General features: G+C 66.3%; 30 protein-coding genes. 19 read left to right on the top strand and 11 right to left on the bottom strand.

Translation table 11 applies throughout. The annotated features are described in order from the left end of the window. Positions 1-10: 10 nt before the first annotated feature. Positions 11-1,168 carry an alkene reductase gene (locus ABE464_RS04620; protein WP_346470949.1) on the bottom strand — a complete coding sequence of 386 codons (1,158 nt, stop codon included), beginning with the start codon at positions 1,166-1,168 and terminating at the stop codon, positions 11-13. A gap of 147 nt (positions 1,169-1,315) precedes the next feature. On the opposite strand from ABE464_RS04620, the gene ABE464_RS04625 reads away from it, so the two are divergent. The 3 genes from ABE464_RS04625 (at position 1,316) to ABE464_RS04635 (ending at position 4,037) form a co-directional block, all read left to right on the top strand. Continuing rightward, positions 1,316-2,245 carry a LysR family transcriptional regulator gene (locus ABE464_RS04625; protein ID WP_346470950.1) on the top strand — a complete coding sequence of 310 codons (930 nt, stop codon included), beginning with the start codon at positions 1,316-1,318 and terminating at the stop codon, positions 2,243-2,245. A gap of 71 nt (positions 2,246-2,316) precedes the next feature. Further along, positions 2,317-2,733, top strand: a complete 417-nt coding sequence (locus ABE464_RS04630; RefSeq protein ID WP_346470951.1) for a DUF2231 domain-containing protein — start codon at positions 2,317-2,319, stop codon at positions 2,731-2,733. After that, positions 2,730-4,037 (top strand): sorbosone dehydrogenase family protein, encoded by a 1,308-nt coding sequence (locus ABE464_RS04635; protein WP_346470952.1) that lies wholly within the window; start codon positions 2,730-2,732, stop codon positions 4,035-4,037. The genes ABE464_RS04630 and ABE464_RS04635 overlap by 4 nt, the downstream gene beginning before the upstream one ends. 50 nt (positions 4,038-4,087) lie before the next feature. Here the strand turns inward: ABE464_RS04635 and ABE464_RS04640 are convergent, their stop codons facing one another. Together ABE464_RS04640 and ABE464_RS04645 are read right to left on the bottom strand one after the other, a co-directional pair. Next, entirely contained in the window at positions 4,088-4,765 is a 678-nt protein-coding gene (locus tag ABE464_RS04640) for a type 1 glutamine amidotransferase domain-containing protein (protein ID WP_346470953.1), read from the bottom strand. A gap of 96 nt (positions 4,766-4,861) precedes the next feature. After that, the gene (locus ABE464_RS04645) at positions 4,862-5,461 is read right to left on the bottom strand and encodes a TetR/AcrR family transcriptional regulator (RefSeq protein ID WP_346470954.1); all 600 of its coding nucleotides are present in this window, start codon (positions 5,459-5,461) and stop codon (positions 4,862-4,864) included. Positions 5,462-5,635: 174 nt separating this feature from the next. On the opposite strand from ABE464_RS04645, the gene ABE464_RS04650 reads away from it, so the two are divergent. Then, on the top strand, positions 5,636-5,905 hold the full coding sequence (locus tag ABE464_RS04650; RefSeq protein ID WP_083298829.1) for a hypothetical protein: 270 nt from the start codon (positions 5,636-5,638) through the stop codon (positions 5,903-5,905). A 19-nt stretch (positions 5,906-5,924) separates the two neighbouring features. Here the strand turns inward: ABE464_RS04650 and ABE464_RS04655 are convergent, their stop codons facing one another. Further along, entirely contained in the window at positions 5,925-7,292 is a 1,368-nt protein-coding gene (locus tag ABE464_RS04655) for a PLP-dependent aminotransferase family protein (protein ID WP_346470955.1), read from the bottom strand. 190 nt (positions 7,293-7,482) lie between these two features. On the opposite strand from ABE464_RS04655, the gene cyoA reads away from it, so the two are divergent. Genes cyoA through ABE464_RS04685 form a run of 6 tightly spaced genes read left to right on the top strand, consistent with a single transcriptional unit; the run spans position 7,483 to position 12,427 of the window. Next, complete coding sequence (cyoA, locus tag ABE464_RS04660; RefSeq protein WP_346470956.1) at positions 7,483-8,457, top strand: ubiquinol oxidase subunit II; 975 nt, start codon at positions 7,483-7,485, stop codon at positions 8,455-8,457. Between the two features lie 2 nt (positions 8,458-8,459). Further along, complete coding sequence (gene cyoB, locus ABE464_RS04665) at positions 8,460-10,439, top strand: cytochrome o ubiquinol oxidase subunit I (RefSeq protein WP_346470957.1); 1,980 nt, start codon at positions 8,460-8,462, stop codon at positions 10,437-10,439. Beyond that, positions 10,436-11,074 carry a cytochrome o ubiquinol oxidase subunit III gene (cyoC, locus tag ABE464_RS04670; RefSeq protein WP_346470958.1) on the top strand — a complete coding sequence of 213 codons (639 nt, stop codon included), beginning with the start codon at positions 10,436-10,438 and terminating at the stop codon, positions 11,072-11,074. The genes cyoB and cyoC overlap by 4 nt, the downstream gene beginning before the upstream one ends. After that, positions 11,071-11,394, top strand: a complete 324-nt coding sequence (cyoD, locus tag ABE464_RS04675) for a cytochrome o ubiquinol oxidase subunit IV (RefSeq protein WP_346470959.1) — start codon at positions 11,071-11,073, stop codon at positions 11,392-11,394. The genes cyoC and cyoD overlap by 4 nt, the downstream gene beginning before the upstream one ends. After that, positions 11,391-11,873, top strand: coding sequence for a copper chaperone PCu(A)C (locus tag ABE464_RS04680; protein ID WP_346470960.1), 483 nt, complete (start codon positions 11,391-11,393; stop codon positions 11,871-11,873). Before cyoD ends, ABE464_RS04680 begins: the two co-directional genes overlap by 4 nt. 23 nt (positions 11,874-11,896) lie before the next feature. After that, positions 11,897-12,427 (top strand): SCO family protein, encoded by a 531-nt coding sequence (locus ABE464_RS04685; RefSeq protein ID WP_346470961.1) that lies wholly within the window; start codon positions 11,897-11,899, stop codon positions 12,425-12,427. Positions 12,428-12,469: 42 nt separating this feature from the next. On the opposite strand, the gene ABE464_RS04690 is transcribed toward ABE464_RS04685, so the two are convergent. Both ABE464_RS04690 and ABE464_RS04695 read right to left on the bottom strand, forming a co-directional pair. Then, complete coding sequence (locus ABE464_RS04690; protein ID WP_346470962.1) at positions 12,470-13,309, bottom strand: class I SAM-dependent methyltransferase; 840 nt, start codon at positions 13,307-13,309, stop codon at positions 12,470-12,472. A gap of 85 nt (positions 13,310-13,394) precedes the next feature. Beyond that, positions 13,395-14,735, bottom strand: coding sequence for an Nramp family divalent metal transporter (locus ABE464_RS04695; protein WP_346471129.1), 1,341 nt, complete (start codon positions 14,733-14,735; stop codon positions 13,395-13,397). A gap of 116 nt (positions 14,736-14,851) precedes the next feature. On the opposite strand from ABE464_RS04695, the gene ABE464_RS04700 reads away from it, so the two are divergent. Further along, positions 14,852-15,622 (top strand): hypothetical protein, encoded by a 771-nt coding sequence (locus ABE464_RS04700; RefSeq protein ID WP_346470963.1) that lies wholly within the window; start codon positions 14,852-14,854, stop codon positions 15,620-15,622. Between the two features lie 50 nt (positions 15,623-15,672). Beyond that, complete coding sequence (locus tag ABE464_RS04705; RefSeq protein ID WP_346470964.1) at positions 15,673-16,650, top strand: zinc-binding dehydrogenase; 978 nt, start codon at positions 15,673-15,675, stop codon at positions 16,648-16,650. A 31-nt stretch (positions 16,651-16,681) separates the two neighbouring features. Here the strand turns inward: ABE464_RS04705 and ABE464_RS04710 are convergent, their stop codons facing one another. Next, entirely contained in the window at positions 16,682-17,575 is an 894-nt protein-coding gene (locus ABE464_RS04710) for a LysR family transcriptional regulator (RefSeq protein WP_346470965.1), read from the bottom strand. A gap of 198 nt (positions 17,576-17,773) precedes the next feature. Between ABE464_RS04710 and ABE464_RS04715 the strand changes: the two genes are divergently transcribed. The 3 genes from ABE464_RS04715 to ABE464_RS04725 all read left to right on the top strand — a co-directional run bounded on the left by ABE464_RS04715 (position 17,774) and on the right by ABE464_RS04725 (position 19,966). After that, a complete protein-coding gene (locus ABE464_RS04715; RefSeq protein WP_346470966.1) occupies positions 17,774-18,238 on the top strand; it encodes a cupin domain-containing protein in 465 nt (154 codons plus the stop codon). Positions 18,239-18,325: 87 nt separating this feature from the next. Further along, the gene (locus ABE464_RS04720) at positions 18,326-18,973 is read left to right on the top strand and encodes an SDR family oxidoreductase (RefSeq protein ID WP_346471130.1); all 648 of its coding nucleotides are present in this window, start codon (positions 18,326-18,328) and stop codon (positions 18,971-18,973) included. A 66-nt stretch (positions 18,974-19,039) separates the two neighbouring features. Next, the gene (locus ABE464_RS04725; protein ID WP_346470967.1) at positions 19,040-19,966 is read left to right on the top strand and encodes a M14 family metallocarboxypeptidase; all 927 of its coding nucleotides are present in this window, start codon (positions 19,040-19,042) and stop codon (positions 19,964-19,966) included. Here ABE464_RS04725 and ABE464_RS04730 read toward each other — a convergent pair. Continuing rightward, positions 19,939-20,805 (bottom strand): LysR family transcriptional regulator, encoded by an 867-nt coding sequence (locus ABE464_RS04730; RefSeq protein WP_346470968.1) that lies wholly within the window; start codon positions 20,803-20,805, stop codon positions 19,939-19,941. The two genes, ABE464_RS04725 and ABE464_RS04730, sit on opposite strands and share 28 nt — an antisense overlap. Positions 20,806-20,914: 109 nt before the next feature. Between ABE464_RS04730 and ABE464_RS04735 the strand changes: the two genes are divergently transcribed. Together ABE464_RS04735 and ABE464_RS04740 are read left to right on the top strand one after the other, a co-directional pair. Further along, entirely contained in the window at positions 20,915-21,286 is a 372-nt protein-coding gene (locus ABE464_RS04735) for a multidrug efflux SMR transporter (protein WP_346470969.1), read from the top strand. Further along, positions 21,283-21,603: a multidrug efflux SMR transporter gene (locus ABE464_RS04740; RefSeq protein WP_346470970.1), complete on the top strand. Its 321-nt coding sequence runs from the start codon at positions 21,283-21,285 to the stop codon at positions 21,601-21,603. Before ABE464_RS04735 ends, ABE464_RS04740 begins: the two co-directional genes overlap by 4 nt. A 6-nt stretch (positions 21,604-21,609) precedes the next feature. Here ABE464_RS04740 and ABE464_RS04745 read toward each other — a convergent pair whose 3' ends face one another. Next, entirely contained in the window at positions 21,610-22,443 is an 834-nt protein-coding gene (locus tag ABE464_RS04745) for an isocitrate lyase/phosphoenolpyruvate mutase family protein (RefSeq protein WP_346470971.1), read from the bottom strand. A 123-nt stretch (positions 22,444-22,566) separates the two neighbouring features. Between ABE464_RS04745 and ABE464_RS04750 the strand changes: the two genes are divergently transcribed. Further along, complete coding sequence (locus ABE464_RS04750; RefSeq protein ID WP_019184625.1) at positions 22,567-22,767, top strand: hypothetical protein; 201 nt, start codon at positions 22,567-22,569, stop codon at positions 22,765-22,767. 21 nt (positions 22,768-22,788) lie between these two features. Here ABE464_RS04750 and ABE464_RS04755 read toward each other — a convergent pair whose 3' ends face one another. After that, the gene (locus ABE464_RS04755; protein ID WP_346470972.1) at positions 22,789-23,928 is read right to left on the bottom strand and encodes an MFS transporter; all 1,140 of its coding nucleotides are present in this window, start codon (positions 23,926-23,928) and stop codon (positions 22,789-22,791) included. 25 nt (positions 23,929-23,953) lie between these two features. Then, the gene (locus tag ABE464_RS04760; protein ID WP_319624641.1) at positions 23,954-24,736 is read right to left on the bottom strand and encodes a DeoR/GlpR family DNA-binding transcription regulator; all 783 of its coding nucleotides are present in this window, start codon (positions 24,734-24,736) and stop codon (positions 23,954-23,956) included. A gap of 125 nt (positions 24,737-24,861) precedes the next feature. On the opposite strand from ABE464_RS04760, the gene ABE464_RS04765 reads away from it, so the two are divergent. After that, a complete protein-coding gene (locus ABE464_RS04765; protein ID WP_346470973.1) occupies positions 24,862-25,200 on the top strand; it encodes a hypothetical protein in 339 nt (112 codons plus the stop codon). The last annotated feature ends 154 nt before the right edge of the window (positions 25,201-25,354 follow it).

Raw genomic sequence — 25,354 nt, forward strand, 5'->3', positions numbered from 1 at the left:
GCGAATTCCGTCAGGCGGCCTCGGAGGCTGCCTGTTCGTGGGTCGGGGCGTATGCCGGGTAATCGATATACCCGGTGGCGCCACCACCATAGAACGTGTCCCGATCGGCGGGCGCCAGCGGCCAGCCGTTCTGCAGGCGCGCCACCAGATCCGGGTTGCTGATGAACGGGGTGCCGAAGGCCGCCAGGTCGATCAGGCCCGCATCGATCAGCTGCTCGGCCCGCTCACGGGTCATGCCGCCGGCAAGGATGAGGGCGGTCCCGGGCAGGTGCGGCTTCAACGTGCGCAACAGACCACCGAAGCCCGAATCGCCCGCGCCATCGACCGATTTTTGGCCGACCTTGAAACCGGACTGGTCCATGAGGTGCACGTAGGCCAGGCCACGCTGCCCGATCGCCTGGATCAGTGCGGTATAGGTGGCGTCGATTTCCGGGTAGTGCGGCATGTCGAACAACTGGCCATAGGGCGAGAGCCGGATGGCGGTCCGTGCGGCGCCGATACGGTCGACCACGGCGTCGATCACCTCCAGCGTGAAGCGCAGGCGGTTGTCCAGCGACTGCGGGCCGTACTGGTCGCTGCGGTCATTCACCTGCGGATTGATGAACTGCTCATGCAGGTAGCCGTTGGCCCCGTGGATTTCCACGCCGTCGAAGCCGGCCTCGATGGCATTGGCTGCCGCCTGCGCGAACTCTCCCACGATGCGCGGAATCTCTTCGGTCTCCAGCTGGCGCGGCGCCGGGGCGGCGACCAGCGCGGGTTGGCCCTGCTCGTTGTAGCCGAATGCCTGGGCGCCGACCGGCAGCTTCGAACTGGCACTGACCGGACGCGCATCGTTGGCCTGGATGGTGGGGTGCGAGACGCGACCGACATGCCAGATCTGCGCGAACATCCGGCTGCCCAGCGCATGGACCGAATCGGTGGTCAGGCGCCAGCCGGCGATCTGCTCGGCCGTGAAGATGCCGGGATTGAACAGATAGCCCTGGCCCTCGCGGGAAATGGGCGTGCCTTCGCTGACGATCAGGCCGGCGGTGGCACGCTGGGCGTAGTACAGGGCGGTTCGCTCATCGGCGGCATCCTGCGGAGCGCGTGCACGGGTCAGCGGGGCCATGACCACGCGGTTGCGCAGCGGGATGCCCGCGAGGTCGAACGTATTGAACAGGGAGCTCATGGGGGTTCCTGAGGGTGCGAGGGGGAGGGCGTGGCGGGTCCGCCATGCGCTTCACTTCATCGTATCGGCGTGCGATATCGGCCACAATGCGGTGATTCGGCAAATGACTATTGCTGAAACAGCAATCAGGTTCCAAAGGTGCCCACGATGCAGCTCAAAGCCCTCCGCTATTTCCTTACCGTCGCCGCCACCGGCAGCTTCCTGGCCACGGCGCGCCAGTACCGGGTGCCAGCCTCATCCGTGTCGCGCTTCATCGCGGCGCTTGAACAGGACGTGGGGCACCAGCTGTTCTACCGAAGCACCCGGGCAGTCCGGTTGACCGAAGCGGGGGAGCAGTTCCATCAGCAGGTGCGAGACGCTGTGGACCTGCTCGATGACGGGGTCGGGCAGTTGGAAGGCCGCGACGCCGAGCTGCGGGGCCTGATCCGCATCAACGCCCCCGAGTCGCTGGGGCGGCTGCACATCGCACACATCGTCAACACGTTGCAGGCGCGGTATCCCGAGCTGATCGTCGAGCTGACCCTGACCGACACGCTGATCGATCCCGTCCAGGAAGGCGTGGATATCATCATCCGCGTCGGGCTGCTGATGGATTCGGGCCTGATCGGCAAGGTCATCGCGCCCCACCGCAACATCCTCGCCGCCAGCCCGGCCTATCTTGCCGCGCATGGCACGCCGGTTGTGCCGGAGGATCTGCTGCAGCATCAATGCCTGGTCTACAAAGGGCAGCTCGGCATCCAGAAGTGGTATTTCCGTTCATCGCCGGAGGTGCCGTTCAAAGCGGTGAACGTGACCGGCCCCCTGCGCAGCAACAATGCCGAAGCGCTGCTGGCGGCGGCCATTGCAGGGCGTGGCGTGGTGCTGTTCCCCACCTGGCTGTTCAACGCGGAAACGCTGAGGGGCGGCAGCATGGTCACGCTGCTCGGCGACTGGGAGTTCTCCCCACAGTCCGAACGGGTGTATCTGCAGCTGCTCTCGCCGGAAAACAGACTGCGCTCACGCAAGGTCCGCGAGGTGTCGGCCTTCCTCACCGAGGCGATCGGATCGCCGCCGTACTGGGACCTTTCTGATCGGTGAGCCATGGGCACCCCCATCACACCGGGGGTGGCAGGATCGAGAGAGATTCGCCCCCTCATCAGGAGACCACCATGGCTTCGACCGTTGTCCTGACCCGATCATGGGTCATCCATCCGTTCCACGCCGCTGTACTGGGTGGCGTGCTGCCGCTGTTCCTCGGCGCGCTGCTGGCGGACTACGCTTACTGGAGCTCGTATGAGATCCAATGGGCCAACTTCGCCTCCTGGCTGCTGATCGGAGCGATGGTGATGACCACATTGGCGCTGCTGTGCGGGATCGTCGGCCTGGTTCGTCGCAGTCGCAACCTGGCGTATGTGGTGATCCTTGCCGTGACGTGGGGCGTGGGCTTCATCAACTGCCTGCACCATGCGCGCGATGCGTGGGCGGTGATGCCGGCGGGCCTGGTGCTCTCGGTGATCCTGACGGTGCTGGCGCTGATCGCCACCTGGGTGGGTCTGTCCAGCCTGCGCGTGGGAGGTGTGCGATGAGCCGCCAGACGACGCTCCGGATTCTCTCGGTGTCCGCATTGGCGGTTGCCCTGGCGGCCTGCAGTGGCAAGGCGCCCCAGCTTGATCAATATGGTGGCAGCCCGGAGATGCCCAAGCCGCATCGTGGTCTCATGCCGGACATGACCATCGCCAAGCCCGCGCAATGGGGCGATACGCTTCCCACGGTGCCCAAGGGCTACCGCATTTCGGCGATCGCCACCGATCTGAATATTCCGCGGCAGACCCTGATGCTGCCCAATGGCGACATCCTGGTGGCCGAAGGGCGTGGTGGCAGCGCGCCCGCGCTCAAGCCGAAGGATGTCATCGCCGGCAAGATCAAGGCCAAGGGCAACACCTCGGTCAAGAGTGGCAACCGCCTGACGCTGCTGCGCGATGCCGATGGGGATGGCGTCTACGAGTTGAAGACGGTTTTCGCCGACAAGCTCAACGCGCCCTATGGTCTGGCGCTGATCGGCAATGCGATCTACGTGGCCAACCAGGACGCGGTGGTGCGCTTCGATTATCAGGAAGGGCAGACCAAGGCGAGCGCGGCGCCGGTCAAGCTGACCGAGCTGCCGTCGGCCATCAACCATCACTGGACCAAGGCGATGACCGCCAGTGCCGATGGCCGCTATTTGTACGTGGGTATCGGTTCAAACAGCAACATCACCGAGCGCGGCATGGCGGTGGAGATCGATCGCGCGCGGATCTGGCAGATCGACGTGGCCACCGGCGCGCACAAGGACTATGCGACCGGCATCCGCAATCCCACCGCGCTGGCGATCCAGCCGGGTAGCGGCACGCTGTGGGCGGTGGTGAACGAACGCGATGAGATCGGCCCGAACCTGGTGCCGGATTACCTCACCTCGGTGAAGGAGGGCGGCTTCTACGGCTGGCCGTACAGCTACTGGGGCAAGAACGTGGATCGCCGCGTGATGCCGCAGAACCCGGAGAAGGTCGCCTCGGCGATCGCGCCGGATTACGCACTGGGCTCGCATGTGGCCGCACTGGGTGTGGCCTTCTCGTCCGAGGTGATGGGGACGCAGTTTGCCGACGGCGTGTTTGTCGGCGAGCACGGCAGCTGGAACCGCAATCCGCCGGTCGGCTACAAAGTGGTGTTCGTGCCCTTCAGCAATGGCCGTCCGGCCGGCGAGCCGATCGATTTCGTGAGCGGTTTCTTCGGCGAAGACGGCAAAACCCGCGGCCGCCCGGTAGGCGTCACGGTGGATCCGCGCGGCGCGCTGATCGTCGCCGATGACCTCTCCAACACCATCTGGCGGGTCACCCGCGACGGCGCTCAGTAACCTCTTAACGGGGACGGAGGTGGTTAATAACTACCTCCGTCCCTGTTATTTCAGGCCAGCTGCTTGAGCAGGACCTGGGCCGCTTCTTCCGACGAGGCGGGATTCTGGCCGGTGATCAGCAGGCCATCGGTGACCACGTAGGAGCCCCAGTCCGGGCCCTTGGTGTAAATACCGCCCGCGGCTTTGAGCATGTCTTCGACCAGGAAGGGCACCACGTCGGTCAGGCCCACGCCTTCTTCTTCGGTGTTGGTGAAGCCAGTGACGTTCTTGCCCTGGACCAGCGGCGCACCGTCGGCAGTCTTGACGTCACGCAGCACGCCCGGGGCATGGCAGACCAGCGCGACCGGCTTGCCGGCGGCGATGAACGCCTCGATCAGGGCGATGGAATGGGCGTCTTCGGCCAGGTCCCACAGCGGGCCATGGCCGCCGGGATAGAACACGGTATCGAAGTCGGCTTGCGAGATGCTGTCCAGGCGGACGGTGTTGGCCAGCTGTGCGTTGGCATCGACGTCGGCTTCAAAGCGACGGGTCGCGTCGGTCTTGAAGTCCGGCTCGTTGCTCTTGGGATCCAGCGGCGGCTGCCCACCCTTGGGCGAGGCCAGCACGATCTCTGCGCCCGCATCCTTGAAGGTGTAGTAGGGAGCGGCCAGTTCTTCCAGCCAGAAACCGGTTTTCTTGCCGGTGGTGCCAAGTTCGTCGTGCGAGGTCAGAACGATGAGGACTTTCATGGGTCATGCTCCTGTGGGTGCTTGATTAGACTGGTCGTCTAGTGATGGGGCCGAGAAAAACACGTCGGTGAGAACGTGTATGAAAACCTCCCCGTGTCAGGGGGTGCTGTGCAGAATACGGGTGGTCAACGCCACCGCGTCGTCGAAAGGGCGGGGCGTGCGGGCGATCTTGACCATGATGCTGGTGCCCAACCACAGCTGATACAGGCTTCGGGCGACCGCGTCGGGCGGGTCCTGGATCGTCACTGAGCCGTCGGCGACGCCCGCTGCCACCGCGCGCGCCAGCCGATCGGTGATCCCGGTGGTGCCGCGATGAAGGACGGCGCGCATGGGTTCGGACAGGTCCGCTACTTCGGCGCCGAGCTTCACAGCCAGGCACTTGCCCTGGCAGTCCTCGAAAGACTGGCTGTCCTGCCAGGCGCGGAAGTAGGCCTCAAGCTGCTCGGCCTTGGTCTGGACGGGCTGGCGGAAGATACGGTCCATATCGGCCAGATAGGCGGTGAAGTAGTCCTCCAGCATCGTCTCGCCGAAGGCTTCCTTCGAGGCAAAGTAATGGTAGAACGAGCCCTTGGGCACGCCGGCCGCGGCGAGGACCTCGTTGAGGCCGACCGCGGAAAAGCCCTTGGCGCTCATGATCCGCTGGCCAGTGGCCAGGATTGTGTCGCGGGCGGGGGAGCTGGCGGTGGTCGAGTTCATGAGGCGTACTGTACGCCCGATTAGACCGGTCGTCTAGTCCTTTGTTGTCTACGGTCTACCGGGAGCCGGCCAGCGGCCGGCACTACCGCCCGTCCGGGCAGATAGTGCCGACCGGGGGTGGCGGATCACGGTATATTCCCCGGCCCCATTTTCATTGTCAGATATCGCCCCGCCATGAGCACGCCCCGGAAACACTACAAACATCCCGCCGAATCCGAGATCGGCAACGGCACGATCTATCTCGAGGCACAGGGCGATGTGATCGTGCGGCAGGTGGAGAGTTACCGCAGCGTGCTGGTCTGGGCCGACAAATCCGGGCAGGCCGATGAGCGCTTCCCGTTGTCCGATCAGCCGCTGTCCTGGCTGGATCTGGATTCGGATGACGCCATCACCGCCAGTCAGTTTGAAGCCGTGTGGAAGCAGGCCAAAGCCGTTTCCGGCTGAGCGTGAGCGCGCGCTGGACTCAGACCGTCCAGCCTGTGCGTTCCGCCACCGCCACATGCATCAGCTGATCCAGCTGGCGCAGCGCCCGGTGCAGTTCCTGCCGGTTGGCGGCGGCGCCCAATGAAATCCGCACCGCATCGTTGATCGCCACGCCCTCCGGGGTGAACGCCGATGACGGTGCGATCCCCAGGCCCTGCAGGCGTGCGGCGTGGGTCAGGCTGGCAGCGGTCCAGTGCGCCGGCAGACGGCACCAGGCATGCACGCCGGCGCAGTGCTGCAGGAACCGTGGCGACAGCGCGGACTGCGCCAGATAGCGGCGCTCGGCCGCCTCTTCCTGCACCAGTTTCAGCATCGCCTGTGCGGAGCCATCCAGGATCAGCTGCGTCACCAGTGCGTTCATCAGCGGTGGCGCCATCAGGTTGACGGCGCGCAGCGCATCCAGGACCCCTTGGCGCGAGACGCCGTCGGGCAGCCGCACAAAGCCGGTGTGCAGGCCCGGGCTCAGGCATTTGGAGAGCGTGGAGATGTAGCAGGTGTGCTGTGGCGCCAGCAGCGCGAGCGGGGCAGGGGCCTCGTTCTCCAGCAGCCAGTAAGGGTCGTCTTCGATCAGCCGCAGGTTTTGCGTGCGCACCACGTCGGCCAGCGCTTCGCGTCGTGCCGGCGGCAACGTGTGGCCGGTGGGGTTCTGTGCGGTCGGGTTGAGATAGACCACCCGCGCGCTGTGCTTCTTCGCCGCGCGCGCCAGCGCATCCGGGCGCATGCCCTGCGCGTCGCACTCCACCACCTGCAGGCGCCGCTGCAGTACGCGCGCAGCATGCAGCAGGCCGGGGTAGACCAATGGCTCGCACAGAATCGTGTCACCGGCATCGGTCAGCGCCAGCACCAGCGCGGACAGGGCAGCCTGTGCGCCTTCGGTGACCACCAGTGCCTCGGCATCCACTTTGCCGAGGATCGGCTTGAGCCACTGCTGCGCCGCCAGCTGATCGGCGCGGCTGCCACCACCAACGTGATACGTCATCAGATTGCCCGCATCGCTGCGGGTCAGCACCGTGGACAGGCCACGCCGCAGCATGTCCGCCACCTGGCCGCCGCCGGGACTCGGCGGCAGGTTCATGCTCAGGTCGACCAGCTGCGCCAGTTCCACCTTTGGGGGCGCGACGAACGACCCCAACGGGCCGCGTGCGTCGATCAATCCGCGCGTGCGTGCCTCGTTGAACGCGCGGGTGACCGTAGTGAGGTCCACGCCCAGTTCGGTGGCGAGCGCGCGCTGTGCAGGCAGGCGTTGCCCGGGGCGCAGCGCACCGGACCAGACCGCACGTTCCAGCGCCTGCACGATGCGCAGGTAGACCGGCCCGTGGCCATCGGCGATGAGGGGGCTCCATTCCATGCGCGCATGGTACGCGCGCCGGGGAGAGCGGCTGCGACAGTGTGTCGCATCATGTATGGATCATGTCGTTGCCTAACGTACGCGGCTGCGGCGGGCACCCCCCATGCATATCGGTCATGCAGGGGGGCGTCCGCCACTTTTCATGATCCGGGCCCCCCGGCCCGGCACTGCGTTGGAAGGGCCGTCACGCATGAACCCCGCTACACATCCCGCTCGCCGCGCCAAACTGGCCGGTCGAGCCCGCGCCGGACGCTGGTTCGGCCTGGCAGCACTGCTGCCACTGCTCACCGGGTGCAAAAATCTGGAGCTGTTCAACCCCATGGGCAGCATCGCCGAGCAGGAGATGCAGCTGATCCTGGTCTGCACCGGCCTGATGCTGCTGGTGGTGATCCCGGTGATCATCCTCACGCTGTACTTCGCGTGGCACTACCGCGAGTCGAACAAAGAGGCCACCTACGCGCCGACCTGGTCGCATTCCACCGCGATCGAAGTGGTGGTGTGGACGATTCCGTGCCTGATCGTGGTCGTCCTCGGCGTGTTGATCTGGAAGAGCACCCACGCATTGGACCCGTACCGCCCGATTGAATCGGACAAGGCGCCGCTGCGCGTGGAAGTGGTCTCGCTCAACTGGAAGTGGTTGTTCATCTATCCGGATCACAACGTGGCCACGGTCAACGAGCTGGTGATGCCGGTCGATACGCCGGTCGCGTTCAAGCTGACCTCCGAGTCGATGATGAACGCCTTTTTCGTGCCGCAGCTGGGCAGCATGGTCTACACCATGCCGGCCATGCAGAGCCGCCTGCACCTGATCGGGCACACGCCCGGTACCTATGCCGGCATGTCGTCGGCCTACAGCGGCGCGGGCTTCTCGGACATGAAGTTCGATGCGCGGGTCATGACCGAAGCGGACTTCGAGCAATGGCTGGCGCAGTCGCGCGGCACCGCCGAGCACCTGGGCCAGGCTCGTCTGGCCGAACTTGAAAAGCCCACCCATGGCGCGCCGATGCAGCGTTTCGCCAGCGTGGACACCGGTCTGTTCGACAGCATCCTGCGCCGGTATGGCGGCATGCCCGACGACGAAATCTGCCTGCCCGGTGAAGAGCCCGGCGCGAAAACCCAACTCGTGAGCCTGGCCGCACCTGCCAGCCGTACCGCGGAGAACTGATTGTGCTTGGAAAGTTGAACCTCGAGGCGATTCCCTACCACGATCCGATCATCATGTCGGCGCTGGCGGGTTCGCTGCTGCTTGGGGCGGCGATCATCGCGGCCATCACGTACTACAAGAAGTGGGGCTATATCTGGACCGAGTGGATCACCTCGGTGGACCACAAGAAAATCGGCGTGATGTACATCATCCTCGCCCTGGTCATGCTGGTGCGCGGCTTCGCCGATGCGCTGATGATGCGTGCCCAGCAGGCCATCGCCGCCAATGACAGCGCCGGCTACCTTCCGCCGGAACACTACGACCAGATCTTCACCGCGCATGGCGTGATCATGATCTTCTTCGTGGCAACGCCGCTGATCGTGGGCCTGATGAACATCGTAGTGCCGCTGCAGATCGGCGCGCGCGACGTCGCCTTCCCGTTCGTCAACTCGCTCAGTTTCTGGCTGTCGGCGGTGGGCGCGGTGCTGGTGATGCTGTCGATGTTCGTCGGCGATTTCGCCGCGACCGGCTGGGTGGCGTATCCGCCGCTGTCCGGGATCGAGTACAGCCCCACGGTGGGCGTGGACTACTACATCTGGTCACTGCAGGTGTCCGGCATCGGCACGACGCTGACCGGTCTGAACTTCATCGTCACCATCCTCAAGATGCGTGCGCCGGGCATGGACCTGATGAAGATGCCGGTGTTCACCTGGACCGCGCTGATCACCAACATCCTGATCGTGGCGATTTTCCCGGTACTGACCGCGACCCTGGCGCTGCTGACCATGGACCGCTACTTCGGGATGCATTTCTTCACCAATGATGCTGGCGGCAACGCCATGATGTACGTCAACCTGATCTGGATCTGGGGCCACCCGGAAGTCTACGTGCTGATCCTGCCGTGCTTCGGCGCGTTCTCGGAGATCATTGCCACCTTCTCGGGCAAGCCGTTGTTCGGCTACCGCTCGATGGTCTATGCGACCTCGTCGATCGGCATCCTGTCGTTCTTCGTGTGGCTGCACCACTTCTTCACCATGGGCTCGGGCGCGAACGTGAATGCCTTCTTCGGCATCATGACCTCGATCATCTCGATCCCCACCGGGGTGAAGCTGTTCAACTGGCTGTTCACCATGTACCGCGGCCGGATCCGCTACCACTCCTCGACCTTGTGGACGATCGGCTTCATGGTCACCTTCGCCCTGGGCGGCATGACCGGTGTGATGCTGGCGATCCCGGGCGCGGATTTCGTGCTGCACAACAGCCTGTTCCTGATCGCGCACTTCCATAACGTGATCATCGGCGGCGTCGTGTTCGGCTGCCTGGCCGGCATCAGTTTCTGGTTCCCGAAGGCATTTGGTTTCACCCTCAACGAGCGCTGGGGCAAGATTTCGTTCTGGTGCTGGCTGGTCGGCTTCTATCTGGCCTTCATGCCGCTGTATGTGCTGGGCTTCAAGGGCATGACCCGCCGCATGAACCACTACGGGGTGGAGGGCTACCAGCCCTGGCTGATCGTGGCCGCCATCGGTGCGCTGGTGATCGCCGCCGGTATCGCCGCGATGTTCATCCAGTTCTATGTCAGCGTGCGTGACCGCAAGGCCAACATGGATCTCACCGGCGATCCGTGGAATGCGCGCAGCCTGGAGTGGGCCACGTCTTCGCCGCCGCCGTTCTACAACTTCGCCAAGCTGCCGGTGATCACCTCGCTGGAGCAGCATTGGGACGACAAGCAGCACGGCCGTGCCTGGCAGCGCCAGGACCGCTACGAGGACATCCACATGCCACGCAACACCGCATCGGGCGTGGTGATTTCGGTGTTCAGCCTGGTGCTGTGCTTCGCCCTGGTCTGGCATATGTGGGTGCTGGCCGGCATCGGCCTGATCGGCGTGATCGCGACCTTCGTGCTGCGCTCGTATGACCGTGATGTGGACTATTACGTGCCCGCCGCCGAGGTGAAGCGCATCGAAGAGGCGCACTTCGCGCAGATGGAAGGAGCCAAGGCATGAGCGGCGATACCCTCACCGCTGCCACGCAGCACGGGCAGCTGGCAGCCGGTCATCACGACCACGCCCATGAGCACCACGACGACGGCAACAAGACCGTCGTCGGGTTCTGGATGTACCTGATGGGCGACTGCCTGATCTTCGCGGTGCTGTTCGCCACCTTCGGCGTGCTGCTCAACGGGACGGCCGATGGCCCCAGCGGCAAGGAACTGTTCAAGCTGGGCTTCGTGCTCTCCGAGACGGTGGTGCTGCTGCTCAGCAGCTTCACCTTCGGCTTGGCGATGCTTGGCACGCAGGCGGGCAAGCGCAACCAGGTGGTGGGCTGGCTGGCCGTGACCGGCGTGCTCGGTGCGGTCTTCATCGGCATGGAGCTGTATGAGTTCGCCGAGCTGATCCACGAAGGCGCAACGCCGGATGTGAGTGCCTACCTCTCGGCGTATTTCACGCTGGTGGCCACCCACGGCCTGCACGTCACCTTCGGCCTGCTGTGGCTGGCGATCATGATCCAACAGGTGCTCAAGTTCGGCCTGGACGGCATCGTGCGCCGCCGCCTGGCCTGCCTGAGCCTGTTCTGGCACTTCCTGGATCTGATCTGGATCTGTGTGTTCACCTTCGTCTACCTGAGGGAGTTTGTATGAGCGGCCACGCCACCCTGAAGGGCTACATCCTCGGCCTGCTGCTGTGCCTGGTCCTGACCGGCGCCTCGTTCGGCGTGGTCATGACCGATCTGGTCCCGCAGCCGCTGCGGCTGACCGCCATCGTGGTGCTGTGCGTGGTCCAGCTGGTCGCCCAGCTGGTGCTGTTCCTGCATATCGGGGCAGGGCGCAGCCAGCGCGAGAACACCGGCATCTTCCTGTGCACCGCGTTCCTGATCGCCATCGTGGTGGCCGGCTCGCTGTGGGTGATGCACAACGCCAACCTCAACATGATGCCGATGCAGATGTCGGCGACGCCATGAGCCGGTCATCCTGCGCTGTCATGCTGGCCGGGTTGCTGCTGTGCTCCCCCGTGATGCCGGTGGTGGCTGCGGCCCCGAGCGCCCACACCGCGGCAACGGTGTCGGTCAGCGATCCGTGGGTCCGCCTGCCACCGCCGGCGGCCAACGTGGCGGCCGGCTATGTGCAGCTGCATAACGGCAGCGGGTCCGACCGGCTGCTGTCGGCCTCGTCCTCGGCGTTTGCCGAGGTGCAGATCCATGCCATGCGCATGGACGGGGAAGTGATGCGCATGGAAGCGCTGCTTGATGGCCTGGCCCTGCCCGAAGGCCGGACCACGGTGCTGCAGCCCGGCGGTTACCACCTGATGCTGCTGACCCCGAAGCGGCCGCTGTCGGTAGGGCAGACGGTACGGATCAGGCTGCAGTTCGCACGCAGCGCAGCGCAGGTGGTGGAGTTCGCCGTGCGCGATGGCCTAGTCGCCCACGGGGTGGCCAAGTGAAGCGCTGGTTGGCGGCAGGTATCGTGACGCTGGCGCTGCTTGCAGGCTGCGCCGACGGCCAGGCACCGGTGATGGGCCAGGCCGCCCTCGGCGCGGTCAAGCTGGAGAGCAGCGACGGGCGCACGCTCACGATCCGTGATCTGAAAGGGAGGCCGACGCTGCTGTTCTTCGGCTTTACCCATTGTCCCGAAGTGTGCCCGCTGAGCCTGGTCAAGGCGGTGCAGATCAAACGGTTGCTGGGGCCGGCCGCCGACGACCTGCAGGTCGCCTTCGTCACGGTGGATCCGCAGCGCGATACGCCGGCGCATCTGCGCGACTACCTGTCTGCCTTCGATACCACCTTCCTGGGCCTTGCGGGCGACGAGGCGGGCACGCGCGCCATCGCCGAAAGCCTGGGGGTCAGCTATCGCCGGGTCGGCGAAGGCGACATGGCCACCTTCGAACACACGGCATCGTGGTTCCTGCTTGGCGCCGACGGGCAACTCCAGGACGTGTACGGCTACGCGATGAGCGAGCAGGCGATCGTGGAGAAGCTGCGCATGCGGCTGCCATGACGCGCGGGACGCCGGCGATGGGCCGGTGCCGCCGGGAACGGCTCACCACGCCCGCGCACGCACCTCCCAACAGGCCGCGGTAAAGGTCACCGCATCGCCGTCGATGAAAGGGGCGAACGCGGCCATGACCACCTCCAGCACCTGCATGCGGGTGGCGTCCCCCATATCCGGCCCCCTCAGCGCGCTCCCGACCGGCCCGAGCAACGCCACATACGTAGCCAGGTCGGCACGGTCGATATGGCACACCACGTCCAGCGGCAGCACCTCGATGTCCTCCCAGCCGCTGTCGCTGAGTATCACCTCGATCCGGGCGCGGTCGGCGAACGCAAACTGTCCTGGCGCGCCGGGCTGGCGGGGCGGCAACTGCAGCCAGGGTGCCGCGGCGCGCTCGGCGGTGGTCATGAACGCGTTCTCGTCCGGCCCCCGCCAGGCCAGCGCCTGCAGCACGCCGCCGCGTCTGGCGGCGCGCTGCAACTGACCGAAGGCCTGCACCGGGTCATCGAAGAACATCACGCCGAAGCGAGACACGATGCGGTCAAGCTTGCCCGGTAAGAAGGCATGTTGCTGCGCGTCGGCGACGATGAAGTCCACGTCCATCGCCAGCCCGGCCTGCTGCGCGCGGGCTCGCGCCAGCGTGATCATCGGCGCCGAGATGTCGACCCCGGTGACGTGCCCCTGCGGCCCCAGCTGCCCGGCAATGGCCAGCGCCACCGCGCCGGTCCCACAGCCGACATCGAGTACGTGCAGATCCTCGCCCGGCGGAATCGCCTCCAGCAGGTGGCTGGCGAGCGGTGCGAACATCTGATCGAGGATGCGCTGTGCCTCCACCCAGGCCTCACCGGCGGGGCCATTCCATAGCGCGTGTTGCGAGGTGTCGGTCATTGCAGGGCTCGATCTGGCATTGCCAGTAGGATGAGGAGGCTGCACTTTGCCACCTCAACCAACGTTGAGGTCAAGTGGCCAGGCCTCAGCCCCGCCACACATCCACGAGAAGTTTCACGTTCAAGACGATGATCAGGCCGCCGATCAGCCACGACAGCACGATCAGCCAGCGTGGCGCCACCAGCGCCCCCATCTTGGCCTTGTCCGAGACGAACCGCACCAGCGGCACCACCGCGAACGGCAGCTGCATCGACAGCAGCACCTGGCTCAGCACCAGCAAGCGCGCGGTGCCTTGCTCGCCATAGATCGCGGTCACCACCACCACCGGCACGATCGCGATGCCGCGGGTGATCAGCCGGCGCGCCCAGGGCGCGATCCGCAGGCGCAGGAAACCCTCCATCACGATCTGGCCGGCCAGCGTCGCCGTCACGGTAGAGTTGATGCCCGAGGCGAGCAGGGCGACCGCGAACAGGGTCGAGGCCAGCCCGACACCGAGCATCGGCGCCAGCAGCTCATACGCCTGCTCGATCTCCTGCACGTCGGTACGGCCCTGCGCATGGAACACCGCGGCAGCCAGGATCAGGATCGAGGCGTTGATGAACAGTGCGAGCATCAAGGCGATGGTACTGTCCGTCACCGCCCAGCGCAGTGCACTGCGGCGCCCGGCATCGGTGCGCCGGTAAGCGCGGGTCTGCACGATGGAAGAGTGGAGATACAGGTTGTGCGGCATCACGGTGGCACCGATGATGCCGATCGCCAGGTACAGCGCCTTGGGATCGGTCACCACCTGCGCATGCGGAATGAACCCAGCCAGCACTGCCTGCAGCGGCGGCGCCGCGATGACCATCTGGATCGCAAAGCAGCCAAAGATCACCAGCAGCAACGCGATCACGAACGCCTCCAGGGCGCGGAAGCCGCGGTTCATCAGCAGCAGCACCAGCACCACGTCCACCGCGGTGATGATCGCGCCGGCCAGCAGCGGGATGCCGAACAACAGCTTCAAGGCGATCGCGGTGCCGATCACCTCGGCCAGGTCGCAGGCGATGATCGCGATTTCGCAGAGCAGCCACAGCCCCAGGTTCACCGGCCGTGAGTAGTGGTCGCGGCAGGCCTGGGCCAGATCACGGCCGGTCGCGATGCCCAGGCGTGCCGACAGCCCCTGCAGCACGATCGCCATCAGGTTGGAGAGCAGGATCACCGAGAGCAGCAGGTAGCCGAACTGCGCGCCACCGGCGATGTCGGTGGCCCAGTTGCCCGGGTCCATGTAGCCGACCGAGATCATGTAGCCCGGGCCGAGGAAGGCCAGCAGGCGGAACCACCAATGGCCGCCGCTCGGCACCGCGACGCTGGCGTTCATCTCGCCCAGGCTGGGCGTATGCCCGGCAGAGGAGGGCCAGGCGGGGGGAGGTTCGGGGCGGCGCGGGATGTCCACGGCCGCAATATAGCAGAGGCTATGTTAGTAAGGCTTTGCAATTTGGGGCATCCCAACGCCTTAACCCTGAACCGCGTATCGTCACCGCTCTTTTCAGCTGGAGTGGATGCATGCGTTGGATCGTGTTGTTGGCCGCATTGGCCATGCCCGTGGTGGCGTGGTTCTCACAGACCGGCATGTTCGGCCCGACCAACGGTGCAGTCTCCGACCAGTACCCGACCTTGCTGGTCGCGGCCGGGTACGCCTTCGCAATCTGGGGCGTGATCTTCCTGTGGGACGTGCTGTTCGGGTTCTGGCAGCTGCGCCTGCGCAAGCCGGACATCACCGGGGTTCGCCCGTGGGCCGCAGCCGGCTTCGCGTTGACCGCTGCCTGGATGCCGGTCTTCTCCAACCAGTGGTTTCTGCCGGCACTGGCGATCATCTGGGCCGCCTTGCTCTGCCTGATCGTGGCGGCGTACCGCGCCTCGCCGATCACTGCGCCGGGCGGCCAGCGCGCCTGGGCCGCCTACCCACTCGGCCTGCACGCAGGCTGGCTGTCACTGGCCGCGTTCCTCAATACCGCCCAGGTGATCGTCGCGTACGGCTGGCTGCCGAGCGACAACATGCTGGGCTGGAGCCTCGTGCTGCTGGCTGCGGCCACGCTGCTGGTACTGGTGGTCAACCAACTGCTGCGCGGCCACTTCGCTTATCCGGCCGCCGTCATCTGGGCGCTGGCCGGCATGTACGTCAAGCAGTCCGGCTGGGACCTGCCGGGCGCGGCCAACATCGCCACCTTGGCGCTGGTGCTGATCATCATCGTGGTGATCCAGACCGTGTGGCTGCGCGTACGCGCTTACCGCCAACCGCGCGCGATCGCCGCCGCCCACCGCCATCGCCGTTGATTCTTTCTGCAGGAGACCCCCATGAACATGTTGATGAAGGAGCGCGGCTGATGCGCGCTGCCATCCATACCGCCTTTGGCGATCCCACCCAGGTCCTGCACGGCGGCGATGTGCCGCAGCCGGCCCCCGCGGCCGGTGAGGTGCGCATCCGTACCGTGCTGACGCCCATCCACAACCACGACCTGTGGACCGTGCGTGGCCAGTACGGTTACAAGCCCGAGCTGCCCGCCATCGGCGGCAGCGAAGGTACCGGCGTGATCGAGGCGCTGGGCGAGGGCGTCGAGGGGCTGAAGGTTGGCCAGCGGGTCAGCGCCGCCTCGGTGCATGGCACCTGGGCCGAGTACTTCATCGCCCCGGCCCGCATGGTCATCCCCATGCCGGACAGCATTGATGACGACACCGCTGCACAGCTGATCGCCATGCCGCTCAGTGCCCTGATGCTGCTGGAATTCCTGCAGGTGAAGCAAGGCCAGTGGATCGTCCAGAATGCCGCCAATGGCGCGGTCGGCAAGGCCCTGGCGATGTTGGCCAAGGCGCGTGGCGTGCATTGCATCAACCTGGTTCGGCGCGATGCCGGCGTGGCAGAAATGGCTGAGCTGGGCATCGACCACACGATCTCCACGGCGCAGTCCGACTGGATGGCGCAGGTGCAGGCCAAGGTAGGCAAGGCGTCAATCGCAGCGGCCGTGGATTCGGTCGGCGGGCGCGCCAGCAGCGAGTTGATGACGCTGCTTGGCGATGGCGGCACGCTGGTCTCGTTCGGCTCGATGACCGGCGAGCCGATGCAGCTCAGCTCGGGCGATGTCATCTTCAAACAGGCCACGGTGAAGGGTTTCTGGGGCAGCAAGGTCAGCCAGGCCATGGCGCCGGATGACAAGCGTCGCCTCGTCGGCGAGCTGCTGCAGCTGGCCGCGCGCGGTGGACTGAGCCTGCCGGTGGACGGTGTGTTCGGGCTGGATGAGGTGGCCGCTGCCGCCAAGGCCAGCCTGGAGCCCGGCCGCAACGGCAAAGTGCTGCTGCGCCCCTGATGTGCACGTTAGAGCCGACCGTTGGTCGGCTCTAACGGCCTGCGCGTAGCGCCTCGATCACGACCTTCATGGCGCTCGAGGATTGCCGGCGGCTGGGGTAGTAGGCGTAGTACCCGTCGAACGGATCGCACCAGTCTTCCATGACACGCCGCAGTGCGCCGGCGGCGATGTCTTCGAGCACCATGTCCTCGGGCAGATAGGCCAGGCCGGCACCGGCCAGCGCGGCGCGACGGATCGCGCTGCTGCCGTTGAAGGTCCATTGGCCGTCAACGCGCACGTTCACCTCCTCGCCGTCTTTCTCCAGGTCCCACACCATCAGCCCGCCGTGGGTGGGCAGGCGCAGCCCGATGCAGTTGTGCGCGGCCAGGTCGGCTGGCACCTGTGGCGCGGTATTCGTCGTGAAATAGGCTGGGCTGGCCACGATCGCCATGCGCAGCGGTGGGCTGATCGGGACCGCGATCATGTCCTTGGCCACGCGGCCGCCCAGGCGGATGCCGATGTCGTAGCGCTGGGCGACGATGTCGGCCAGGCCATAGTCGATGGTCAGTTCCACATGCAGATCCGGGTAGGCAGGCAGCACTGCCGACAGCCGCGGCCACACGAAGGCGTTGGCCGCATGCTCGGCCGTGGTGATGCGGATCGTCCCGGCCGGGCGGTCGCGGTACTCGCTGATCGCGGCGACCTCGGCCTCGATCTCCTGCATGCGCGGGGCGACGGTGTCGTACAGCCGCTCGCCCGCCTCGGTCATCGAGACACTGCGCGTGGTGCGGGTCAGCAGGCGCACGCCGAGGCGCTCTTCCAGCCCGCGCACGGTGTGGCTGAGCGCGGACTGCGAGACGCCCAGCTGCGCTGCCGCGCGGGTGAAGCTGCGCTCGCGCGCGACGGTGACGAACACCTGCAGATCGTTGAAATTCTCGCGGGCCATGGGGCAGGGCCAAGGGCGCATGGCAGTCATGCCTGCCCATGATGAGCGCGGCTGACTGATGAACTCAAGCGGCGTTGTTTCTCCATTGATGAGCTGTAGTTATGGCTGCATGCCGATTGCGGCGGCTAGTGCCCATGCGGGGGCAGGCCTACAGTGGGTATCCCCGGCGGGCGCCGCCGTTGCTTCAGGAGAAGTCTCATGGACCTGTTCACTGCCGCACTGTCGCTTTCGATGGCGGCCACCGTGCCCACCGAAACCGCGCCGATCCGCATCACCAGCGCGGGCACCGCCGCCTCCGCCGCCGGCCCGGCGGACTACTTCACCGGTCGTGTCCGCATCGATGCACCCTTCCAGACCGATGCGCCTGCGCGTGTCGGCGGCGCCACGGTCACCTTCGAGCCCGGCGCACGCACCGCGTGGCATACCCATCCGCTGGGTCAGACCCTGATCGTCACCGCGGGCGTGGGCAGCGTGCAGGAATGGGGCAAGCCCGCCCGTGAGATCCGCCCGGGCGACATCGTCTGGATCCCGCCGGGCGTCAAGCACTGGCATGGCGCGAAGGCCGCCACCGCGATGACGCACATCGCGATCGCCGAAGCGGTCGATGGCTCGCCGGTAACGTGGATGGAGCAGGTCAGCGACGCGCAGTACAGCGGTAACTGAACCACACGCCGTGACGGGGACGGCCATGTCACATCCGCCTGCGTACCCTTGCAGGCGGATCGAAACAGGAGAACCGTCTTGAGCAATGTGTTCATCATCGGCGCGGCCGGCAAGGTCGGCCGCCACCTGGTCACGCAGTTGGCCGACAAGCAGCACCGCGTGCATGCGCTGCATCGCCGCGCCGAGCAGGGCGCTGCGTTGAGCGACCTCGGCGCAACGCCGGTCAGCGGTGATCTCACCGCGATCGACGTGGAGACACTGGCCGGCAAGATGACCGGCTGCAACGTCGTCGTCTTTACCGCCGGCGCAGGCGGTGCGGGTATCGAAGTCACCAACGCCATCGATGGCCGCGGCCTCGCGCTTGCTGTCGATGCTGCCCGGCAGGCGGGCGTGCGCCGCTTCCTGCTGGTCTCGGCATTCCCCGAAGCGGGCCGCAACAAGGATATGGGCGAGGGCTTCGAGAATTACATGACGGTCAAGAAACGCGCCGATGTGTACCTGGCCGCGACGGATCTGGACTGGGTGATCCTGCGCCCGGGCACCTTGAGCGATGCGCCGGGCACCGGCCGCGTCACGGCCGGCCCGGCGATCGCGTACGGCGATGTGCCGCGCGCCGATGTGGCCGCCACGCTGGTGGCATTGGTCGAACATCCAGAACTGCGGCGCACCATCATCGAGCTGACCGAAGGCGACCTGCCTGTGGATGAGGCGATCGCGCAGCTTGCCCGCGCGTAGGCGGGGCTGCCTTGTGCGGCAATGGTAAAATCTCGATTCCACCTCGCAACACAACCCGAACACGCCATGACCAACGCCTCCTTCTATCCCATCGGCACCCCCGGCCAGCCTTGGGGCGCAGCGGAGAAGGCGCAGTGGCGCGCTCGCCAGGTGCCGCAGCGCCGCTATGCCGACGATGTGCTGCCGGCGGTGGACGCGCTGCGGGATGCGTTCGAGGTGACCCAGTACGGCACGCTCGATTACGCCCCGGACCAGTACCCGCTGTTTGCCGTGCGCAGCCGCGACTGGAACCCGGCGTTGCCGACGATGCTGGTCACCGGCGGTATCCACGGTTACGAAACCAGCGGCGTGCAGGGTGCGCTGCAGTTCCTGCAGACCCGTGCAGCGGACTACGCCGGGCGTGCCAACCTGCTGGTCGTGCCCTGCGTCAGCCCGTGGGGCTATGAGCGCATCCAGCGCTGGAACGCCGATGCGATCGATCCGAACCGCTCGTTCATCGCCAACAGCCCGGCGGCTGAATCGGCCGCGCTGATCGCGCTGGTCGCGCCCCTGCGCGGCAGTATCGTGATGCATATCGACCTGCACGAAACCACCGATACCGATGAAACCGAGTTCCGGCCGGCCTTGGCCGCGCGCGACGGCAAACCGTTCGAGCCGGGCCTGATTCCGGATGGCTTCTACCTGGTCGATGACACCGAAAACCCGCAGCCGGCCTTCCAGACCGCAGTGAACGCAGCGGTCGAGCAGGTTACCCACATCGCCCCGGCGGACGAGAAGGGCGAGATCATCGGTTCCCCGGTGGTCGCCCCGGGGGTGATCGAGTACCCGCTGGAAAAACTGGGCCTGTGCGCCAGCGTCAGTGGTGCCAGGTACACCACTACCACCGAGGTGTATCCGGACAGCCCGCGCGCGACCTCGCAGCAGTGCAACGATGCCCAGGTGGCCGCGATCTGCGCGGCGATCGATTACGCGCTGGCCGCACCCAGGAACTGATCCAGCAACCACAGCGCCGCTGGCCCCAGCGGCGCGTCCCTGCGCCACACCGCGTCCGTAGAGACCAACCGTGGCCAGCCGGGCAGAGGCAATTCCACCAGCATGTCCCTGCCGTACCGAGCCACCAGGGCGCGCGGCAGTTCGGCCCAGCCGAAGCCATCCTCGGCCATCTCAAGCACCATCAGATAATCCGAGGCCGACCAGGTGCGTCCGCGCGCATGGCCCTCGCGCGCCGCATCGCCACTCAGGCAGATCTGGCGATGGCTGGCCAGGTGTGATTCCTCCGGTGCCTGCAGCGCGGCCAGCGGGTGACTGGCGGCAACGAACACCGCCATCTCCGCGCGCAGGGGCAGGGCGCGCACCGCCAGTTCGGACGGGTAGGCCGGCTGGTGTGGAATCAGCCCGAGATGGGCGCGCCCACGCTGCACAACGTCCAGTACATCGCTACCTTCGGCATCCAGCCACTCCAGTTCGATATCCGGAAAACGCTGCTCGAACCGCCGCAGCAGATGCTGGTCCGGATTGAGCTGGTAGATGTCCGAGAACACCAGGCTCAGGCGCGGCTCCACCTCGTCGGCGAGGCGGATGCTGAGCTGCTCCAGACGGTCGGCGGCCGCCAGGATTTCCTGTGCATGGCCGAGCACCTTGCGGCCGTCTTCGGTCAGGACCGGATACCGGCCACTGCGGTCGAACAGGGTCAGGCCAAGGTCCGCCTCCAGCGTGGCGACGGCCGTGCTGATGGTCGATTGCGTCTTTTTCAGGCGGCGAGCGGCAGCGGAGAACGAGCCAAGCGCGGCCGCTTCCACGAAGGCGTGCAGGGATTCGGGACCGTAGCGCATGGATGTATCGCCTTTATCGATGGATTCCATCTTTGGCCTGATGGAAAAGGCGATGATAATGGGCGCGTCGCCTGGGTGTCATGCACCGGCCGCAATCAAGGAGCTTTCCATGCACACACAGGTGCATTCGCAACCCCGTGCCCGCGGCGGCCTGATCGCCTGGGCCTGCCTGACCGTGGCGATCGTCGCCGAAGTGGTCGGTACCTCGTTCATGGTCGATGCCGCCCGTCATGGCGGCTATGTGGGCTATGCCGTGATGGCCGTGGCCCTGGCCATTTCGTATTACTTCCTTGCGCTGTCGGTGCGCGGCATCGCGGTCGGTGTCGCCTACGCGGTATGGGAAGGCCTCGGCCTGACCCTGCTGACCCTGGTCGGTATTTTCGTGTTCAAGGACAGCCTGTCGGTGCAGCAGATCATCGGCCTGGTGATGGCGGCGGTCGGCATCGTCTGCGTCACGCTCGGCGAGGCGCACACGTCATGAACCTCACCGCCTTCCTGTTCGTGCTGTGCTCGGCACTGATCGACATCGCCGCCAACATGATGGTGGCCAAATCCGATGGCTTTCGTAAGCCGGTGTGGGGTTTCGCCGCGATCGTGCTGGTCTGGATCGCGTTCGCGATGCTCGGCCAGGCGGTCAAGACCCTGGACCGGGCCACCGCTTACGCGATGTGGGGTGCGATCGGTGTGATCGGCACCGCGCTCTGCGGGCGCGTGCTGTTCGGCAATCGTCTGCGCCCGATCGGCTGGGTGGGCATCGCGCTGGTCACCGCCGCGGTGGTGGTGCTGTCCAGCCACTGATCCTGCTCAGCGGAACAACTGGTTCAGCACCGTGCCGGAGGCCGCGTCCGCGAACCCGTCGAAGCGGCCTTCGTCCTTGAGCAACTGCGCGGCGCGCATCATCCCGCCCCAGGCAGTGCGCGCCATCGCACCGCCAACGCTCACCCGGCGCACGCCCATGGCGGCAATGTCCTGGAGGGTGAACGGCAACGCGCTGCCCACCAGCAGGTTGACCGGTCGCGGTGCCACTGCGGCCACCACCGCCTCGATCTGCTCGCGGGTGCTGATGCCCGGTGCGTAGAGGCAGTCCGCACCCGCCTCGGCATAGGCGCGCAACCGCGTGATCGCATCCTCCAGGTCCGGGCGGCCGACGAAGAAGTTTTCGGCACGGCCGATCAGCAACACGTCCTCTCCGGCCTCGTCGATCGCACGGCGCGCCGCGCGCACCCGGGCCACGGCATCGTCCAGCGTGTGCAGCGGATGGTCCGGGTCCGGGCTGGCGTCTTCGATGGAGATGCCAGCCACGCCCGTGGCGATGGCAAGGGCGACGTTGCGGCCGACCTCCTCCAGCGTGCCGAAGCCATCGCCGAAATCGGCGTTCAACGGCAGCGGGGTCGCGGCGGCGAGGGAGTGGAGATGGGCGAGCGTTTCCTCCAGCGTCAACGTGCCATCGGCCTGGGCCTGGCTCCACGCATAGCCGGAACTGGTGGAGGCCAGTGCCTGGAAACCGAGGCTGTGCAGATAGCGTGCGCTACTGGCGTCCCACGGGTTGGGCAGCACGAAGCAGCCGTCATCGTGCAACGCGCGGAAGGCCGCGCGGCGCGGGCGGGGGTCGAAGGACAGGTCCGTCATCGTGCGCATCCGGTAAACAGTGGCCTGATGGTAACGCCCGCCGCTGCCACGCCCATGCTGCGCTTGCCCGGGTGCCTTTTGCGTGCAAGTCTGGTGCTGCGCCGGGCCGCCGGCGCAGCCAAGGAGGCGCGCATGCTCGAGGTTATCGATCTGCTGTTGGCCCCGCTGTTCAGGATCAGCCCGGTGCGGTATCTGCGCGATCCGGCCTACCGCCAGCGCATCCACCGCGAACAGGGCAAGGCCGGGCGCTATCGCATGATCTTCCTGATGCTGCTCGTACTGGCCGCGATCGCACTGTTGGCGCTGGTGATCCTCGCGCGCTACGGGCGTTAGCGAGGAACAGTCAGGGCAGTCTCAGGCGCGCACCCACCGCGCGCACAGCCCCACCAGCACCAGCGTCACCGCCACCGCGCTGAAGGCGAACACCAGGCTGCTGGCCTGCGCCACGAAACCGATCAGTGCCGGGCCGGCCAGCACACCGGCATAGCCGAGCGTGGTGATCGCCGGGATGGCCAGGCTTTCCGGCATGACCTTCTGGTTGCCGGCCATCGAGAACAGGGCCGGCACGATGTTGGCGCAGCCCAGGCCGACCAGGGCATAACCGCACAGGGCCAGGGGCATCCAGGCAGCGAACGTTGCCAGCGCGAAACCGGACGCCGCGACCAGGCTGCCGATCAGGATCGAACGATGGCGGCCGAGCCTGGCCACCACGCCATCGCCGACGAGACGGGTCACGGTCATCGCGATGGCAAAGGCCAGGTAGCCCAGGCCGGCGCGCGAGGGATCGACCTGCTGCACTTCATGCAGGAACACCGCGCTCCAGTCCAGCACCGAGCCTTCGGCCAGGAACGCCACGAAACACAGCACCCCGATCGCGAGCACCACGCCGTGCGGCACCGCAAACATCGGCGCATCACTGGGGGCCTTGTCGGTCCGCCAGTGCGGCAGCGAAAGCGCCAACAGCGCGGCCATCACCGCCGACGCCAGCAGGCAGACCAGCCACGGCGGCAGGTGGAACGCGAGCAGGGCGGTCATCGCGCCGGCACCGACGGCACCGCCGATGCTGTAGAACGCGTGGAAGCCGGACATCATCGGCCGGCCGCTGTCGCGCTCGACCATGATCGCCTGCATGTTCATCACGCAATCGCAGGCGCCCACGCCGGCACCGAACACGAACAGCACCAGGCCCAGGGTCAGCGGCGAGTGCGCGACGGCGAGCAGGGGAAGGGTGGCGATCACCATCACCAGCGTGGCGATCATGACCGCGCGGCAGCCATGGCGTGCGGCGAGCATGCCGGCGATCGGCATCGCCAGCAGCGAGCCGGCGCCCAGGCACAGCAGCACCAGGCCCAGCGAACCTTCATCCAGCCCGGTGCGGTGCTTGGCGAACGGGACCAGCGGCGCCCAGGCAGCGGTGGCGAAGCCGGGCAGGAAAAAGGCAGCGCGGGTGGCGTGCTGCTGCCCGCGGGCGGCAACGGAAGAGAGCGGGGTCATTGGTCTGGAGATTCCTGGGAAAGTGTCAACGGCGCGAGGCGAGCTGGATATCCACGCCGCGACGGACGAATGCGTCGATCTGCGGCGCAGGCGCATCGGCTTCGAGCACCAGCACATCGATGTCATCGACGGTGCCGATGCGATGGCGCGCCTGGGCGCCGAGCTTGTCGTTGGTGGCCACCACCACGCAGCGGCTGCTGGCGGCCAGCATCGCCCGCTTGAGGGCGGCTTCTTCGCCATCGACTGCCCACAGCCCCTGCTGCGCATCCACTGCGCAGGTGCCGATGAAGAACAGATCCACGCGTAGTCCGCCCATGGCCTCCAGTGCCTGCGCGCCCACGGTGGCGCCGATGCGAGGGTCAAGGCGGCCGCCGATCAGCGTGACCTCGATGCCGCCGCGCGCCATCAGGGTGAGCGCGATATCCGGTGCATTGGTCAGAATATGCAGGCCTTCCAGCGCTGGCAGGCAGGCGGCGATGGCGCTGTTGGTGGAACCGGCATCGAGCAGAACGGTGTCGCCGGCCCGGATCTGAGCGGCGGCCTCGCGTGCCAGTGCCTGTTTCTGCGTTTTCTGCACGGTTTGGCGGGCACTCAGCGGGGGAAAGTCCGGGGTGGCGGGCAGTGCGCCGCCATACACCTTCCGGCACAGGCCCTGCTGCGCGAGATCGCGCAGATCGCGGCGGATCGAGTCCTCGGAGACCTGAAGGTCCACTGCCAGCTGGGCCGAAAGAACCCGGCCGTGTTGCTGGAGCAGGCCGAGGATTGTCTGCTGGCGTTCGCTGGGGAGCGTGTCCGGGGCGGGTGTCATGGCGAAAGCGGCCTGTGCTGAGTCTGCGTGTTGATGCGCATTCTATTTAAATGCGCATGAACGTGCAAATGTCCGGAGCGGCCGCATTCAACCGCCTTGCTCGCGGGTAAGCCCGCCGGTCGAACATGGCCGTCGCTGGCGTCGCTGGCGTCGCTGGCCTCTATGTCGACTCTGGTGTCGCCGCCATCGTCGGCGTCGCCGCCATCGCAGCCATCGCAGCCATCACTGCCATCACTGCCATCACTGCCATCACTGCCATCAACGGCACGGAGGGCTGGAGGATGTTCTGGGTCACGACATTGGTTTGGTCCAGAACCAGAAGGCATGTCGATATGCATTGCGCACCGCACTCGCCAACGGTAGGTGCGCACACGGTTTTCATCGAATCTGAAAGATTCATCGAGCGCAATGCGCGCGGCGTGCAAGGCGTTGTGGACCGCTTTCGGCAGCGACGTCCCGCGTAGTCAACAAATCGTCGCCGAGGGTTCACAGTCCATTGATTCAGCGGGAGTGTAGATTCGATCCACAGGTCGAGGTTGTGTCTCCGACCGATTCTTTTTCCAGGCAGATCACGCTTCGTCCTGTGCGTATCACGCGCGGGGCGGCGAGTGGCTGCGC

It is taken from the genome of Stenotrophomonas sp. TWI587, from assembly GCF_039674145.1.
In the GTDB taxonomy this organism is placed as follows: domain Bacteria; phylum Pseudomonadota; class Gammaproteobacteria; order Xanthomonadales; family Xanthomonadaceae; genus Stenotrophomonas; species Stenotrophomonas maltophilia_AY.